At 66.5% G+C, this 14,545-nt stretch carries 16 protein-coding genes; 5 read left to right on the plus strand and 11 right to left on the minus strand.

Annotated features, from left to right (window positions below):
• The first annotated feature begins 112 nt into the window (after nucleotides 1-112).
• From ACY65G_RS17150 to ACY65G_RS17160, 3 genes are read left to right on the plus strand one after another with little or no spacing between them, the layout of a single operon-like run.
• Nucleotides 113-442, plus strand: coding sequence for an iron transporter (locus tag ACY65G_RS17150; RefSeq protein ID WP_464998533.1), 330 nt, complete (start codon nucleotides 113-115; stop codon nucleotides 440-442).
• A complete protein-coding gene (locus ACY65G_RS17155; protein WP_464998534.1) occupies nucleotides 439-2,049 on the plus strand; it encodes a PepSY-associated TM helix domain-containing protein in 1,611 nt (536 codons plus the stop codon). Before ACY65G_RS17150 ends, ACY65G_RS17155 begins: the two co-directional genes overlap by 4 nt.
• Complete coding sequence (locus ACY65G_RS17160; RefSeq protein ID WP_464998535.1) at nucleotides 2,046-2,408, plus strand: DUF3325 domain-containing protein; 363 nt, start codon at nucleotides 2,046-2,048, stop codon at nucleotides 2,406-2,408. Before ACY65G_RS17155 ends, ACY65G_RS17160 begins: the two co-directional genes overlap by 4 nt.
• 88 nt (nucleotides 2,409-2,496) lie before the next feature.
• Here ACY65G_RS17160 and ACY65G_RS17165 read toward each other — a convergent pair whose 3' ends face one another.
• Entirely contained in the window at nucleotides 2,497-2,955 is a 459-nt protein-coding gene (locus tag ACY65G_RS17165) for a MarR family winged helix-turn-helix transcriptional regulator (protein ID WP_464998536.1), read from the minus strand.
• A gap of 158 nt (nucleotides 2,956-3,113) precedes the next feature.
• Between ACY65G_RS17165 and ACY65G_RS17170 the strand changes: the two genes are divergently transcribed.
• The gene (locus ACY65G_RS17170) at nucleotides 3,114-4,358 is read left to right on the plus strand and encodes a DUF819 family protein (protein ID WP_464998537.1); all 1,245 of its coding nucleotides are present in this window, start codon (nucleotides 3,114-3,116) and stop codon (nucleotides 4,356-4,358) included.
• A 182-nt stretch (nucleotides 4,359-4,540) separates the two neighbouring features.
• Here ACY65G_RS17170 and ACY65G_RS17175 read toward each other — a convergent pair whose 3' ends face one another.
• The 8 genes from ACY65G_RS17175 to ACY65G_RS17210 are packed head-to-tail and all read right to left on the minus strand — an operon-like array spanning nucleotide 4,541 to nucleotide 11,667.
• Nucleotides 4,541-4,831 carry a DUF971 domain-containing protein gene (locus ACY65G_RS17175; protein WP_464998538.1) on the minus strand — a complete coding sequence of 97 codons (291 nt, stop codon included), beginning with the start codon at nucleotides 4,829-4,831 and terminating at the stop codon, nucleotides 4,541-4,543.
• Nucleotides 4,828-5,784, minus strand: a complete 957-nt coding sequence (locus ACY65G_RS17180) for a HEAT repeat domain-containing protein (RefSeq protein WP_464998539.1) — start codon at nucleotides 5,782-5,784, stop codon at nucleotides 4,828-4,830. Before ACY65G_RS17180 ends, ACY65G_RS17175 begins: the two co-directional genes overlap by 4 nt.
• A 12-nt stretch (nucleotides 5,785-5,796) precedes the next feature.
• Nucleotides 5,797-6,690 (minus strand): ABC transporter ATP-binding protein, encoded by an 894-nt coding sequence (locus ACY65G_RS17185; protein WP_464998540.1) that lies wholly within the window; start codon nucleotides 6,688-6,690, stop codon nucleotides 5,797-5,799.
• On the minus strand, nucleotides 6,687-7,481 hold the full coding sequence (locus ACY65G_RS17190) for an ABC transporter permease (RefSeq protein ID WP_464998541.1): 795 nt from the start codon (nucleotides 7,479-7,481) through the stop codon (nucleotides 6,687-6,689). The genes ACY65G_RS17185 and ACY65G_RS17190 overlap by 4 nt, the downstream gene beginning before the upstream one ends.
• An 11-nt stretch (nucleotides 7,482-7,492) precedes the next feature.
• Nucleotides 7,493-8,902, minus strand: coding sequence for an ABC transporter substrate-binding protein (locus ACY65G_RS17195; RefSeq protein ID WP_464998542.1), 1,410 nt, complete (start codon nucleotides 8,900-8,902; stop codon nucleotides 7,493-7,495).
• 30 nt (nucleotides 8,903-8,932) lie between these two features.
• Nucleotides 8,933-9,166 carry a 4Fe-4S dicluster domain-containing protein gene (locus tag ACY65G_RS17200; protein WP_130186406.1) on the minus strand — a complete coding sequence of 78 codons (234 nt, stop codon included), beginning with the start codon at nucleotides 9,164-9,166 and terminating at the stop codon, nucleotides 8,933-8,935.
• Nucleotides 9,167-9,175: 9 nt separating this feature from the next.
• On the minus strand, nucleotides 9,176-10,900 hold the full coding sequence (locus tag ACY65G_RS17205) for a fumarate reductase/succinate dehydrogenase flavoprotein subunit (RefSeq protein WP_464998543.1): 1,725 nt from the start codon (nucleotides 10,898-10,900) through the stop codon (nucleotides 9,176-9,178).
• 2 nt (nucleotides 10,901-10,902) lie between these two features.
• A complete protein-coding gene (locus tag ACY65G_RS17210) occupies nucleotides 10,903-11,667 on the minus strand; it encodes a GntR family transcriptional regulator (protein WP_464998544.1) in 765 nt (254 codons plus the stop codon).
• Nucleotides 11,668-11,887: 220 nt separating this feature from the next.
• Here ACY65G_RS17210 and ACY65G_RS17215 point away from each other — a divergent pair, with 220 nt between their 5' ends.
• Nucleotides 11,888-12,712, plus strand: coding sequence for a class I SAM-dependent methyltransferase (locus ACY65G_RS17215; RefSeq protein ID WP_464998545.1), 825 nt, complete (start codon nucleotides 11,888-11,890; stop codon nucleotides 12,710-12,712).
• 4 nt (nucleotides 12,713-12,716) lie between these two features.
• Here ACY65G_RS17215 and ACY65G_RS17220 read toward each other — a convergent pair whose 3' ends face one another.
• Both ACY65G_RS17220 and frc read right to left on the minus strand, forming a co-directional pair.
• Nucleotides 12,717-13,163, minus strand: coding sequence for a PAS domain-containing protein (locus tag ACY65G_RS17220; RefSeq protein ID WP_464998546.1), 447 nt, complete (start codon nucleotides 13,161-13,163; stop codon nucleotides 12,717-12,719).
• Nucleotides 13,164-13,242: 79 nt separating this feature from the next.
• Nucleotides 13,243-14,493, minus strand: coding sequence for a formyl-CoA transferase (frc, locus tag ACY65G_RS17225; RefSeq protein ID WP_464998547.1), 1,251 nt, complete (start codon nucleotides 14,491-14,493; stop codon nucleotides 13,243-13,245).
• Between the last annotated feature and the right edge of the window lie 52 nt (nucleotides 14,494-14,545).

The following is a 14,545-nucleotide window of genomic DNA, read 5'->3' on the forward strand; positions in this document are numbered from 1 at the left end:
TATTCGGTTTAAGCTTGTCATAATTGAGAATAGTTCTCATTTGTATTCAGAACGCACCTCCGAAAGATCCGCATGTCCGTCATGCCGACACGCGCCACCTGACAAGCCAGCCATGCAAGCACAATCAACGATGACGCCCGCCGCCAAACCCAGCAAGCCCGGCCCCGGCTGGCGCTACCGCACCGGCGTGGCCATGCGCGCGCTGGCCGCGATCTTCGGCGGCTATGCGCTGTCGGCCGTGTGGGCGTCGGCGCTGGCGCAGACCTTGCCCACCGTGCGCGTGGAGGCCGCACTGACGGCGACGATGACGGCGCTGGTGATCTACCCATGCGCGGCAATGTGGTGCTTCGGCGCCCGCACGGCGCTGCGTGCCATTGCCGGCCTCGCGCTGGCCGGTGCGCTGCCGGCCGCCATCGTGCTGCTGTCGAAGGGGGCAGCATGAAGGAAGGTATCCGCCAGTCGATGGCCTGGTTGCACACGTGGTCCGGCCTGCTGGTGGGCTGGGTGCTGTTCATGGTGTTCGCGGCCGGTACCGCCAGCTACTTCCGCGACGAGATCACGCTGTGGATGAAGCCCGAGCTGCACGGCGTGGCGCATGCGGCCGTGCCACAGGCGGTGGCCGTGGCCAATGCCGTTCAGACGTTGCAGGACAAGGCGCCGAAGTCGCAGCGCTGGTTCATCACCTTGCCCACCGAGCGCGAACCCGGCCTGCGCGTGAGCTACAACGCCAAGCCGCCCCCGGGCGAAGGCGGCGGACGCCGGCGCAACTTCAAGAGCCTCACGCTCGACCCGGCCACGGGTGCCGAACTGTCGGCCCCGCGCGAAACGCGCGGCGGCGAATTCCTGTACCGCCTGCATTTCGACCTGCACTACATGCCGGCGATCTGGGGCCGCTGGATCGTGGGCTTCTGCGCCATGTTCATGCTGGTGGCGATCCTGTCGGGCATCGTCACGCACAAGCGCATCTTCAAGGATTTCTTCACGTTCCGCCCGAAGAAGGGCCAGCGCTCGTGGCTGGACTTCCACAACGTGTCCGCCGTGCTGGCGCTGCCCTACCACCTGATGATCACGTACACGGGCCTCCTGACGCTGATGTTCATGTACTTCCCGCAGGGCATACAGGCCGTGTACCAGGACAAGCAGGACACGTTCTTCTCCGAATTGTTCAACAGCCCGCCGTCGGACGCGAAGCCGGCCCGCAAGCCTGCGCCGCTGGCACCGCTGGCGCCGATGGTCGAGCAGGCGTCGCGCACCTGGAACGGCGCATCGGTAGGCCGCGTCACGGTCGCATTCCCGAACGATGCCAACGCCACCGTGTCGATCACGCAGCAGACCGGCCACGCGATCAGCTACGACGTGCCCACGATCGTCTTCGACGGTGTGACCGGCCGCGTGGTCTCCGCACCGGCCGGTCACGCCGGCGCGGCCAAGGATACCCGCGGCGTGATGTACGGCCTGCACGTGGCCCGCTTCGCCGATCCGTTCATGCGCTGGCTGTTCTTCACCTGCGGCCTGGCCGGTTGCCTGATGGTGGCCACGGGCCTGCTGCTGTGGGCCGTGAAGGAGCGCCCGAAGCACCTGAAGGCCCGTGCCGGCAAGACCGGTTTTTCCCTGCGCCTCGTCGATGGCCTGAACATCGGCGCCGTGGCCGGCCTGCCGCTGGCGATGGCCGTGTATTTCTGGGCGAACCGGCTGATCGAGACAGGCATCGCGCAGCGCCCGGAAGCGGAGATCCGCTGGTTCTTCACGGCCTGGGGCATCGCGGCCATTGCCTCGCTGGTGAAACCGGGACGCCCGATGTGGCGCATCCAGCTGGCACTCGGCGGCCTGGCGTTCGCGCTGCTGCCGCTGCTGAACGGCGCCACCGGCGGCGCGCACCTCGGTACCAGCGTTGCCCAGGGCCTCTGGGCGGTGGCAGGCTTCGACATCGTCACGCTGCTGCTGGGTGCCTTCCTGCTGTACAGCAGCCATTACCTCGGCAAGGAGAAGGCGCCGAAAGCCGCCCGGGCCGCGCCGAACAAACCTGAACTCGCCGGGAGCAACGCATGAGTGCCGCCATCTTCTTCACCATCGCCGCGCTGGGCGCCGCCGCCGCCGGCTTCGGCGGGCTGGGCCTGGCCATGGACCGGCACTGGGAAGCCATCCACGGGCGCGGCAGCATGCCGGCGCCCACGCTGCGCCGCCTGCTGCAACTGGGCGGCAGCACCGCGCTGGTCGTTTCGCTATGGTGCTGCCTGGCCGTACGCGACACGGGCCAGGCGATCGTGCTGTGGTGCGGCGTGCTGTCGGTGGCGGCATGGGGCTCGGTGGCCGTGATGACCTATGCGGCGCAGCATGCGCGGCATACGGCCGCCGCCGCCGCGGTCGTGGCTTGCGCTACCGCCACGCTGGCCATGGTTTTACGCTGACCCTTGCGCTGACCCTTGCGCTGACCCTTGCGCTGCCCCTTGCACTGCCGCTTGCACCGGCCCTCGTAGCGGCCCTTGCACCGACCCTTTACGCTTGCGCGTCGAAGCTGACCCGTACCTTCTCCAGCAACGCCAGCAACTGCCGGCGTTCCGCCTCGTCGAGCCCCGCGGCCGCCGCCTGGGCCAGGTGTTCGCCGCTGCGCTGCAGGTTGCGGGCAAGCGCCCTGCCCGCTTCGGTCACGTGCAGCCGCGTGCTGCGGCGGTCCGCTTCGTCCACTGTTGCTTCCAGCCAGCCCTTGTCACGCAGGCCACGCACCAGCCGCGCCAGCTGCGCCTTGTCGCGGCCGGAACGGGCGACCAGGTCGCTCTGCGTGGCGCCGGGGTGGCGGGCGAAATAACCCAGCACCTTGGCTTCGATGTGCGTGACGTCGTGCGGCCCGGCACGCAGTTCGCGATATTGCTGCGCGCGGTAGAGGTGCATGATTTCATGGATGGCGTCGAAGACGGCGCTGGCGCTGTCGGCGGGCTTGTCGCTGTTTGGTGCCATGGTGGTCGGAAGTAGTGGGCAACTTGAGTATACCGCGCCGCGGCGCCTGTAGAATGCCGTTGCTCGCGGACACAGTCCCACAGTCCAGCGCGCAGCGCCTTTGCCGGTGCCCTATCCGGGCGCCGCCGCCGAAGCCACGACAACCTGATAACAATTCCATGCAGACCAGCCTTCCCCTCGTTACCAACGATGCCGTCGTGCTCGGCATACTCGCCACCATCCTCGGCCTCGTTTTCTGGACTTCGTCGCGCACCGACGGCGTCTGGAAAAAGATCTACACCTACGTGCCCGCGCTGTTGCTGTGCTACCTGATTCCGGCGATCCTCAACACGCTCGGCATCATCGACGGCAGCCATTCGAAGCTGTATCCGATGGCGCGCGACTACCTGCTGCCCGGCGCCCTGGTGCTGCTGTGCATCGCCACCGATTTCGGCGCCATCGTGCGGCTCGGCCCGAAGGCGCTGATCATGTTCCTGACCGGTACCGCCGGCATCATGCTGGGCGCGGTCGTGTCGTTCGAAGCGATGCGCCTCATCCATCCGGAAACGGTGGCCGGCGAGACCTGGCGCGGCCTGACCACGATCACCGGTGCCTGGATCGGCGGCGGCGCCAACCAGGCGGCCATGAAGGAAGTGTTCGAGGTCGATGCCAACGTGTTCGGCCAGTTCGTGGCCGTCGACGTGCTGGTCGCCAATATCTGGACGGCCGTGCTGCTGTTCCTGGCCGGGCGCTCCGATGCGTTCGACCGCTGGACCGGTGCCGACCTTTCCGCGATCAACGCCGTCAAGGCGCGCATCGAACGCTACCAGGCCACGCATGCGCGCATCCCATCGCTGGCCGACGTGATGATCGTCCTGGCCGTGGGCCTGGGGGTTTCCGGCCTGTCGCACGCGCTGACCGGCCCTGTGCTGCAATGGATCGGCAGCCTGCCGGCCGAATGGAACCTGAAGGACTACAGCCTCACGTCGGCCTTCTTCTGGATGGTCGTCTTCGCCACCACGTTCGGCCTGCTCCTCAGTTTTACCCGGGCGCGCAGCCTCGAAGGCGCCGGCGCCTCGACCATCGGTTCGGCCATGGTGTACTTCCTGGTGGCGACGATCGGCATGCAGATGGACTTGTCCGCCCTGGTCGAGCGGCCATGGCTGTTCCTGCTCGGCCTGATCTGGATTTGCGTGCACGGCGGCCTGCTGCTGCTGGTGGCAAAGCTGATCCGCGCGCCGCTGTTCTTCATGGCGGTGGGATCGCAGGCCAACGTCGGCGGTGCCGCGTCCGCGCCCGTCGTGGCCAGTGCCTTCCACCCGGCACTCGCGCCCGTCGGCGTGCTACTCGCGGTGCTCGGCTACGCGCTGGGTACGTACTGTGCGTACATCACGGGGCTGGTGCTGCGCGCACTGGCGACCTGAACGCGGCGTTGGCGACAGGGCAGTCTCCGCCTGTCGCCTCCCGACATCATGACAACCAGCAGTCGAGCCCGTGTCCACCATGGGGCCAGGCCCGGAAGTGGACACGCGCCCGGCCGTTGCAAACCTTTTCTACGCCGGAGTTCGTGTCCGATTCGAGGCCTGGCCCCAGGGTGGACACGAGGTCAGCAGTGGACTGTTGCGAGTTCGGCGAGCAGGCTGAATGGATAAATACCCCGCGCATGGCCGTCGCTGAAACCCAGGTTCAGCGCATTCGTGCCGGCCGGTTCGATGGCGGTCAGCCGGACGGCAGCCGGCGCTTCGACGACCGCACCGGCAATGCGCAGCGCGCGGCACCCGGAGCATGGGCAGGCGGCGCGCAGTTCGGCGTGCGTGAATTCGCGCTCGCCGCCATCGTTCCAGCGCACCGCAAGAATGCCGGCGCGCGCACGGTTTTCGATATGTTCGATGCTCATGCCGCCGCCTCGGTCTGCTGCAGCGCCAGCCGGGCGGACTTGCGCACTTCCGGGTCCGGATCGCTGGCCGCTTCGCGCAAGGCGGGCAAGGCCAGCGGCGAGGCGATTTCACCCAGCGCCAGCGCGGCTTCCTTGCGCAGGTTGCTGATCGTGTGCGCGAGCGCGGCGATCAGCGCCGGCAGTGCGTCATGGCTGCGCAGCCGGCCCAGGCTGCGCGCCGCGCGCAGGCGTACTTGCCAGTAGGGGTCGTCCAGGGCCACGATCAGGGCAGCGGCGGCACCCTGCAGGCGCAGCTTGCCCAGCGTGGCGGCGGCTTCCTCGCGCACTTGCCACGCGGCGTCGCGCAGCGCGGACAGCAGCGCCGGCAGCACGGCATCGCCGGTGGCGGCACCCAGCGCACCCACGGCGGCGCGGCGCACGTCGGAATGGGAATCGCCGGTGGCGAGCCTCGTCAGCGCCGGCAAGGCGTCGGCATGTTTCAGCCAGCCCAGCACGGACACGGCTTCGCGCCGCACCAGCGGATCGGCATCGTCCAGCGCGGCCAGCGCCGGTGCGGCTGTTTCCGGGGCGCGCAATTCGCGCACGGCGCGCAGCGCGGCGGCACGCACGAAGCTGTCGTCGCTGGCCAGGGATGGCAGCAGCGCGACGGCCGACGACGCCAGCTTCAGCTGCGCCAGGCTTTGCGCCGCGGCATCGCGCACATCGTCGTCGTCGTCTTCGAGCAGGCGCGCCACGCCGGCCACGCTTTCCGGCGTCTCGAACGCTTCCATCGCCCGCGCGGCTTCGGCGCGCACATCGGCCGACGAATCTTCCAGCGCGGCGACCAGCAGCGGCAGGTGCTCGTCGCCATCGAAATCCGCCAGCGCCAGCACGGCGATGCGGCGCACGGTGGCATCCGGCTCGCGCAGCCGTGCGGCGATGCCAGCCAGTTCGGGGTCGTCGTAATTGGTCACTTGTTTGTTCCTTTATGCATGATGGGGTGCCGTGCTGCCCGAACCTGCGGGGCCCAATGGACTGAGGCGGTCGAGCGGCACGATGTTCGCGTGCGGGTGCAGCAGCGCCAGGCAATGGCGTTTATAGGCGGTGAATTGCGGCGACGTGACGAGGTCCGCGCTGCGCGGCCGCGGGAAATCGAGCCGGATTTCGTCGATGATGCGGCCCGGGCGCGGGCTCATCACGAGGATGCGGTCGGCCAGGAACAGCGCTTCATCGATGTCGTGGGTGATGAAGACGATGGTCGTCTTCACGCGGCTCCACACGTCGAGCAGCAGTTCCTGCATCTTCAGGCGTGTTTGCGCGTCGAGGGCGCCGAACGGCTCGTCCATCAGCATCACGCGCGGGCCGTTGATCAAGACGCGGGCGATTTCCACGCGCTGCTGCATGCCGCCCGAGAGCTGCACCGGATAGCGGTCCTCGAAGCCTTCCAGGCCGACGAGTTTCAGCATGTCGCGCGCCCGCTGGTGCCGTTCGGCGCGGCCCACGCCCTTCATCTTCAGCCCGAACGCCACGTTGTCCAGCACCTTCTTCCACGGGAACAGCGTGTGGTGCTGGAACACGAGGCCGCGGTCCGGGTGCGGGCCCGAGACGGTATCGCCATCGACGCGGATCGTGCCGCCGCTCGGCTGCCAGTGCCCGGCCAGCCCGCCCAGCAGGGTGGACTTGCCGCAGCCGGACGGCCCCAGCACGCAGACGAATTCGCCCGGGCGGATGTGCAGCGATACGTCCTGCACGGCGTCGAACGCCTGTTTGCCCTGCCCCAGGCGGATCGTCAGGTGCTCGATGTCGATGCCGCCCAATGCACCATCCTCAAGGGCGCGTTCTTCGATCAGCGATAGTTCAGCGATTGATTCACGGTTCATGATTTCGTCCTCGTCATCAGGTACCAAGGCAGGAACAGGTTGCCGATTCTTTTCACCAGCACGCTGCTGCCCATGCCGATGGCACCGATGAGCAGCATGCCCACCACGATTTCAGGGTAGTTCTGGATCGTGTACGACACCCACGTGTAGTAGCCGATGCCGAACTGGCCGGAGATCATCTCCGCCGTCACCAGGCAGAACCACGCCGTGCCCATGCCGATCGCCAGGCCCGTGACGATGCTGGGCGCGGCGGCCGGCAGGATCACTTCGGCGAAGATGCTCCACCGCCCTGCCCCCAGGCTGCGGGCCGAGGCGACGAGCCGCTGGTCGACGGCTTCCACGCCATGGATCGTGTTCAGCAGGATCGGGAACAGCGCGCCGATGAAGGTGATGAACACCATAGACGCCTCGGACGACGGAAACATCAGGATCGCCAGCGGAATCCACGCCACGGCGGGAATGGGACGCAGTACTTCGAGCGGCGGCATCAGCACATCCTCGATCCAGCGCGAGCGGCCGATGACGAGGCCCAGCAGGATGCCGATCGCCGCAGCACCGGCAAAGCCGGAGAACACGCGGTAGACGCTGGCGGAAAGGTGCTGCGACAGCTTCGGCGATTCGATCAGGTCTTTCGCCGCGGCCACCACGTCGACGGGTGCCGGCACGTTCTGGAACGTGACGAGCCCCAGGTCGGCCTGCTTCGACGCGGCCACCTGCCAGGCGGCCACGCAGGCGGCGATCGACAGCAATCCGACGATCGCGCGGAGGGTTTTCGATGCGGTCGTGTTCACGATGATTCCGATCAGATGACCGTACCGGCCTTGAGCTTGTCGTAATCGACGACCTGGCCGCCGTTCTTCTTCGCCCACGCGTCCGCATCGGCCTTCAGCAGGAACGCGCCGGTTTCCTTGCCCTTGACGACGAACCACGCATCGGCCGCCAGCAGCTTCAGGCCCGTGCCCTGGTCGTGCGCATACACGGTGCGTACCTTCTTGCCGCCGCTTTTCAGCTTGCGCAGTTCCGCGAAGGCCGTATCGGCGTTCGCATAGTGGCGCACCAGCGGCTCGCCCTGCACCCAGATCTGCGTGAGCTGCCTGAAGTCCGCGATCGGCTTGCCGCTCACCGCGTCCTTGGCGGAGAGCGGCAGCTTGGCGTAGTTCTTCAGCGCTTTTTCATAGTCCAGGTTCGACTGCTTGAACGCCGTGCGCAGGTAGGAGTCGTCGATAAAGCTGTTGACGTCGATGTCGCTTTCCGTGCGCTTGAGCAGGCGCAGCGTCTGGATCGACGTGGCCACCGCCTGGCGGTACTCGGGCTTCCACGTGAAGTCCCGCGTCTGCAATCCCACCGGGCCGTGGAACAGGTAGTTCACTTCCGCTTCGATGCCGGTGACCTTGGCAATCAGCTCGCTGTACTTTTCCGGTTCGGCGGCGATCAGCCGGTCCGCCTCCAGGGCGGCACGCAGGTAAGCCACGACGATTTCCGGGTACTTTTTCGCGTAGGCCGAATCCACCAGGCTGCCGTGCAGCGTGGGCGCCCTGGCCTGCGAACCATCGAAGATCTTGCGCGCATAGCCGCGGTGCGGGAACAGCTCGGCGAACGGCACGAAATCGGCGTGCGCTTCGATCTTGTTGCTTTGCAGGGCAGACCCGGCGATTTCCGGCGCCTGCGTGGTGATGTTCACGTCTTTTTCCGGATCCCAGCCCTGCGCCTTCACGGCCCGCAGCAGCATGCCGTGCGCGGTCGATGCGAACGGCACCGAGATCGTCTTGCCCTTCAGTTCGGCGAGCGACTGCACGTTGGATCCCTTCGGCACGACGATGCCGTTGCCCGAACCGAGCGTGCTGCCGGACAGCACGGTGACGAAAATGCTTTTCTTGCCCGCCTTCTGGTGCGCGGCGCCGTTGAAGGAGCCGGGGAAATCCGCCATCGAGCCGATATCGAGCTTGCCCGCTACCATCTCGTTCGTCAGCGGCGCACCGGACGTGAAGTTCTTCCACACGATGTCGTATTTGGCATCCTTGTACTTGCCGTCCTTCGGCAGGTATTTCTGCAGCAGGTTCAGCTCGCGGATCAAGAGGCCGCCGGTGGCGCAGTTGATCGTGGTGTCCTGCGTGCCGATGGCGACGCGGATCGTTTCGGCGCTGGCGCCACCGAAGGCGATGGACAGGGAAAGTCCAAGGGAAAGACCGATCAGGTGTCTGGACAATGTCATTTTTTGTTCTCCAAGAAGCTATGGCGAGAGTCAGCGCAGCAGGTAAGGGATATCGACGTGTACCGCCCCGGTGGGGCAATCCTTCTCGCAAGGCATGCAGTACCAGCATTCGTCGAACTTCATGTAGGCAGTGCCCTTCGACAGGTCGATGGCCAGGACGTCGAGCGGGCACACGTCCACGCAGACGGTGCAGCCCTTGTGGGCGATGCACTTGTCGGCGTCCACGGTGACGGGCACGCTGGTGATGTTGATCGTGGTGGGCATTGCTTCTCCTTATGCGGCCAGGGGTTGGGCAACCCGAAGCCGTTGGTATGCGGTTTTTTCTTTGTCTTCCAGCGGCACGATGTAAGGTTCGATCGCGCGCTTGAAGCACACCATTTCGCCATCCTGCTTTTGCAGCTGCACGTGCACGAACCAGTCCTGGTCGTTGCGCTGCGGGTAGTCGACGCGGTTGTGGTACAGGCCCCAGCGGCTCTCGGTGCGGTACAGCGAAGCGCGCGCGGCCATCTCGGCGCAGTCGCGGATCGCATGCACTTCCATCGCGCGCATCAGTTCGTGCGGATTGCGCGCCTGGATGCGGTCGAGGTCCTGGCGGATCGATTCGAAGCGCTGCAGGCCGATCTCCATCTTCTTCGTGACCTTCGGCGGCTGCAGGTAGTCGTTGACCATGCGCCGCAGCTTGTACTCGACCTGGTTCGGCGGCAGCCCGTCCTCGCGGTGCAGCGGTGCCCAGACGCGCTCGCGCTCCGCCTCGACCTGTGCCGCGTCCACCGCCGGCAACTCGTTCGCTTCGCAGTAGGCGGCCGCGCTTTCGCCGGCCAGCTTGCCGTAGACGAAGGCACCCAGCATGTAGTTGTGCGGCACGCAGGCCAGGTCGCCGGCGGCATGCAGGCCCGCAACGGTAGTGCGGGCATTTTCATCGACCCACACGCCGGATGCCGAGTGGCCGCTGCAAAGTCCGATTTCCGAGATGTGCATTTCCACCATCTGCTGGCGGTAATCGGTGCCGCGGCCATCGTGGAACCGGCCCCGGCTCGGACGTTCGTTCGTGTGCAGGATCGTCTCGATCGTCTGGATGGTTTCCTCGGCCAGGTGGTTCAGCTTCAGGAACACGGGGCCGTTGCCGCCCTGCAGTTCGTTGTAGAACTCCTGCATCATCTGGCCGCTCCAGTAGTCGCATTCGATGAAGCGCTCTTCCTTGGCATTGGTCGTATGGCCACCGAACGGTCCGGTGACGTAGGCGCACGATGGGCCGTTGTAGTCCTTGATCAGGGGATTGATCTGGAAACACTCGATCCCCGACAGTTCCGCGCCGGCGTGGTACGCCATGCTGTAGCCATCGCCCGCATTGGTCGGGTTTTCATAGGTGCCGAACAGATAACCCGACGCCGGCAGCCCGAGGCGACCCGCCGCGCCCGTGGCCAGCACGACCGACTTCGCGCGGATCACGTGGAAGTCCGCGGTGCGGCAGTCGAACGCCATTGCGCCGGCGATGCTGCCGTCTTCCGCCAGCAGCAGGCGCGTGGCCACCAGGCGGTTGGTGATCTCGACGCGGGTGCGTTTCAGGCGGCGGTACAGCACCTTCTTGATGTCGTGCCCTTCGGGCATCGGCAGCACATAGGTACCCATGTGGTGCACCTTGCGCATCGAGTAGTCGCCCGTTTCATCTTTCTCGAAGCGCACGCCCCAGCGGTCCAGCTCCTCGATCATCGCGTAGCTGTTCCGGGCGTAGGCCATCACGGTTTTCTGGTTGACGATGCCGTCGTTGGCGACCGTGATCTCCTTCACGTACTGCTCGGGCGTGGCGAAGCCCGGCACGACGGCGTTGTTCAGGCCATCCATGCCCATCGAGATCGCGCCGCTGCGCTTGACGTTGGCCTTTTCCAGCAGCAGTACGCGCAGCGCCGGATTGGCTTCCTTCGCCTTGACGGCGGCCATCGGCCCGGCGGTGCCGCCGCCGATGACGAGCACGTCGACGGTTTGTTCGATTGTCTCCATATTCAATTTCCCTCAGTGGTTGTTGGGGTGCGGCGCGGCAGGCGCAGCGTGTACTGGAATGCGTCGCCGCGCACGTACAGGTATTCGAAATCGAGCGGGATGCCATCGGCCGTCCAGGTCAGGCGTTCGATCCGCAGCAGCGCGGTGCCCGGCGCCAGTTCCAGTGCCGCCGCCAGCCCGGCGTCGGCGGCGATCGCGCCGATCTGGATGTCCGCATGCGACAGCGCCAGTCCGTAATCCGTTTCCAGGATCAGGAAGATGTCGCGTTCGGCCAGGTTCTCGCCGCGCAGCCGGTCGCCGATGCGGGTGGGAAGGTACGTGATCTCGTACGACACCGGCGCATCGTCGACGTGGCGCACGCGGCGGATTTCCGTGACCCGCGCGCTGGCCGGCACCTGCAGCCGGCTGGCCACGTGGGCTTCCGCCTGTACCGTCAGGTGGCTGAGCACGCGGTTGACGACGGTATGCCCGCGGCGCGACATCGCCTCCCCGAAGCCTTCCAGCCGCGCCAGGTCCTGGCTCGGCCTGGGCTGGGCCACGAAGGTGCCCTTGCCGGGTACCTTGACGATCAGGCCTTCGTGCTGCAGGTCGGCCAGCGCCTGGCGCACCGTGATGCGGCTGACGCTGAAGATCGCGCCGATCTCGCTCTCGGCCGGCAGGCGCGACTCGGGCTCATAGGTACCGTCGGCGATCCGCTCGCGCAGGCGTTCGCGCACTTGCGAGTACAGCGGCGCGGCGGAGGATTCGAGGGCCCGGAAAGGGGTCATGTGCGGTGTCCTTGCATGTCTGGTTTTCCCTGTCATGACAGGTGATGACGATGCAAGAATGGTATCGACGGGGTCCGGACGTGGAAACGAATCGTTTCGGTTTTGCTAATGCGGGAAGTGCCTCAGGCGGTCGCGGTATATCGATATGCGGCGCGTGCGTAGCCTGGCTCGCCGGACCGCGCCAGCGTGGCATGATGGTGGGTCACCGAATGGAGGAGGCATGATGGATGCAATTCCCGTTTCCCAGTCAGAACACTGGAATGGCCCGTCGGGCAATGCATGGGTCGACCTGCGCGAACTGCTCGATGACATGTTCCGCAATATCGAGACGTTAATGGTGGAAGGGCTCGGCACCGGCCAGCGGGTGCTGGACGCAGGCTGCGGCACCGGTGGCGCCACGCTCGCGTTGGCGCGCCGCACGGGGCACGCTACCGGCATCGACATCTCGGCGCCGATGATCGCGGTGGCGCGGGACACCGCCGCCGCCACGGGCGTGCCGGCCGAATTCGTGTGCGCAGATGCCCGGCAGTACAGCTTCGCGCCAGGCAGCTTCGATGCGCTCGTGTCCCGCTTCGGGGTGATGTTCTTCGACGATCCGGTGGCCGCGTTCGCGAACCTGCGGCATGCGGTGCGCAGCGGCGGCACGCTGCGCTTCTTCGCCTGGCGCGCGGCGGAGGAAAACCCGTTCATGACCGCCGCCGAGCGTGCCGTGGGCACGCAACTGCCGCCGGCGCCGCCGCGCAAGGCGGACGATCCGGGGCAGTTCTCGTTCGCCGATGCACGGCGCGTGCATGACATCCTCGCCGCTGCCGGCTGGCGGGACATTCGCATCGATCCGCGCGACGTGCCGTGCGTTTTCCCGCAACGCGACCTGGCCCGCTATGCCACGATGATGGGCCCCGTGGGCCGCGCGCTGCCGCAGCTCGATGCCGCCGAACGCGCGGCGATCGTGCCGCAGGCCGTGGCGGCCTTCGCGCCGTTCGTCGACGGCGACAGCGTGCGCTACACGGCGGCGTGCTGGGACGTCACCGCCACGGCGCCCTGATCGTTCAGGAAGCGACCGGCTCCGCGCGCGCGGCCGTCTCCAGCTCCCGCACGCGGGCCCGCAATGTCCGTTCTTCGCTCCAGCGCGCGGTATCGTCGCGCACCACGGCGATGACCGACGACACGGCGCCGGCAGGCGTGTACAGCATCGCCACGGTGAAGGCGATCGACAGCGGCTTGCCTTCCTTGTGCAGCGCGGGCACGCGCAGCAGGTCGTTGCCGTAGCGGGTTTCGCCGGTCGACGCGGTCTTGTGATACCCGTCCCAATGGCGCTGCCGCTGGCGCTCGGGAATGATCAGGTCGAGCGAATGGCCCAGCGCGTCGTCTGCCGTGAAGCCGAAGATGCGCGTGGCCGCGTCGTTCCAGAATGTGATCGCGCCGGCCGCGTCGCAGACGATGACGCCGTCGCCGATGCCGCGCACCAGTTGTTCGAAGTCGATCCCGGTTGTCATGTGAGCTCCTCGAAGAAAAAATGCGCACCTGCTTGTGGCAGGCGCGCGAACGGGAAGAACCGAAAAAGCCGACCCGGGGTCAGACGACGCGCTGTTCGTGGAGCGCGGCGATCTGGTTCTGGCTGTAGCCGAGCGACTCGAGGATCTCGTCGGTATGCTCGCCCAGCAGCGGCGATCCCTTGATCTCCACCTTCAGGTCGGAGAACTTGATCGGGCTGCCCACCGTCAGGTACTTGCCACGCTCCTTGTGGTCCACCTCGGCGATCGTGCCGCTGGCGCGCAGCGACGGATCGTTGGCGATCTCCTTCATCGACAGCACGGGCGAGCACGGGATGTCGAACTTGCGCAGCACGTCCACCGCCTCGAACTTGGTCTTGTCCTTCAGCCATTCCTCGATGGTGCCGAAGATGGCGAAGATCTTGTCCTGCCGCGCCTGGGCCGTCATGTAGGCGGGATCGTCGATCCACTCCTCCTTGCCGATCGCGCGGCAGATCGGCGCCCAGGCGTGGCCCTGGATCGTGAAGTAGATGTAGGCGTTCGGATCGGTTTCCCAGCCCTTGCACTTGAGCACCCAGCCCGGCTGGCCGCCACCGCCGGCATTGCCGCCGCGGGGCACCACGTCGGAGAAGGTACCGTGCGGATATTGCGGATATTCTTCCAGGTAGCCCACGCGGTCCAGGCGCTGCTGGTCGCGCAGCTTCACGCGGCACAGGTTCAGCACGCTGTCCTGCATCGACACGGCCACCTTCTGCCCCCGGCCCGTCACGTCGCGCGAGCGCAGCGCCGTGAGGATGCCGATGGCCAGGTGCATGCCCGTGTTGCTGTCGCCCAGGGCGGCGGCGCTGACGGTCGGCGGACCGTCGTCGAAGCCGGTGGTCGATGCCGCGCCGCCGGCGCACTGCGCCACGTTCTCGTACACCTTCAGGTCTTCGTAGTGGTGGCCGTCGGAAAAGCCTTTCACGGAGGCGACGATCATGCCGGGATTCAGCGAGCGGATGTGCTCCCACGTGAAGCCCATGCGATCCAGTGCGCCGGGACCGAAGTTCTCCACCAGCACATCGGATTCCTTGATCAGCTTCGTCAGGATTTCCTTGCCGTCGGCCGTCTTAGTGTCGAGCGTCAGCGAACGCTTGTTACTGTTCAACATCGTGAAGTACAGCGCGTCGACGCCGGGAATGTCGCGCAGCTGCGAGCGGGTCACGTCGCCCGCGCCGGGCCGCTCCACCTTGATGACGTCGGCGCCGAACCAGGCCAGCATCTGCGTGCAGGCGGGGCCGGCCTGGACGTGCGTGAAGTCGATGATCTTGATACCTTCCAGTGGCTTGCTCATGGTGCGGTCTCCTTGTTAGTGTTGTTACTGAGGTAATAACTGAGGGCGTAGC

It is taken from the genome of Pseudoduganella sp. jia 12 (assembly GCF_055502675.1).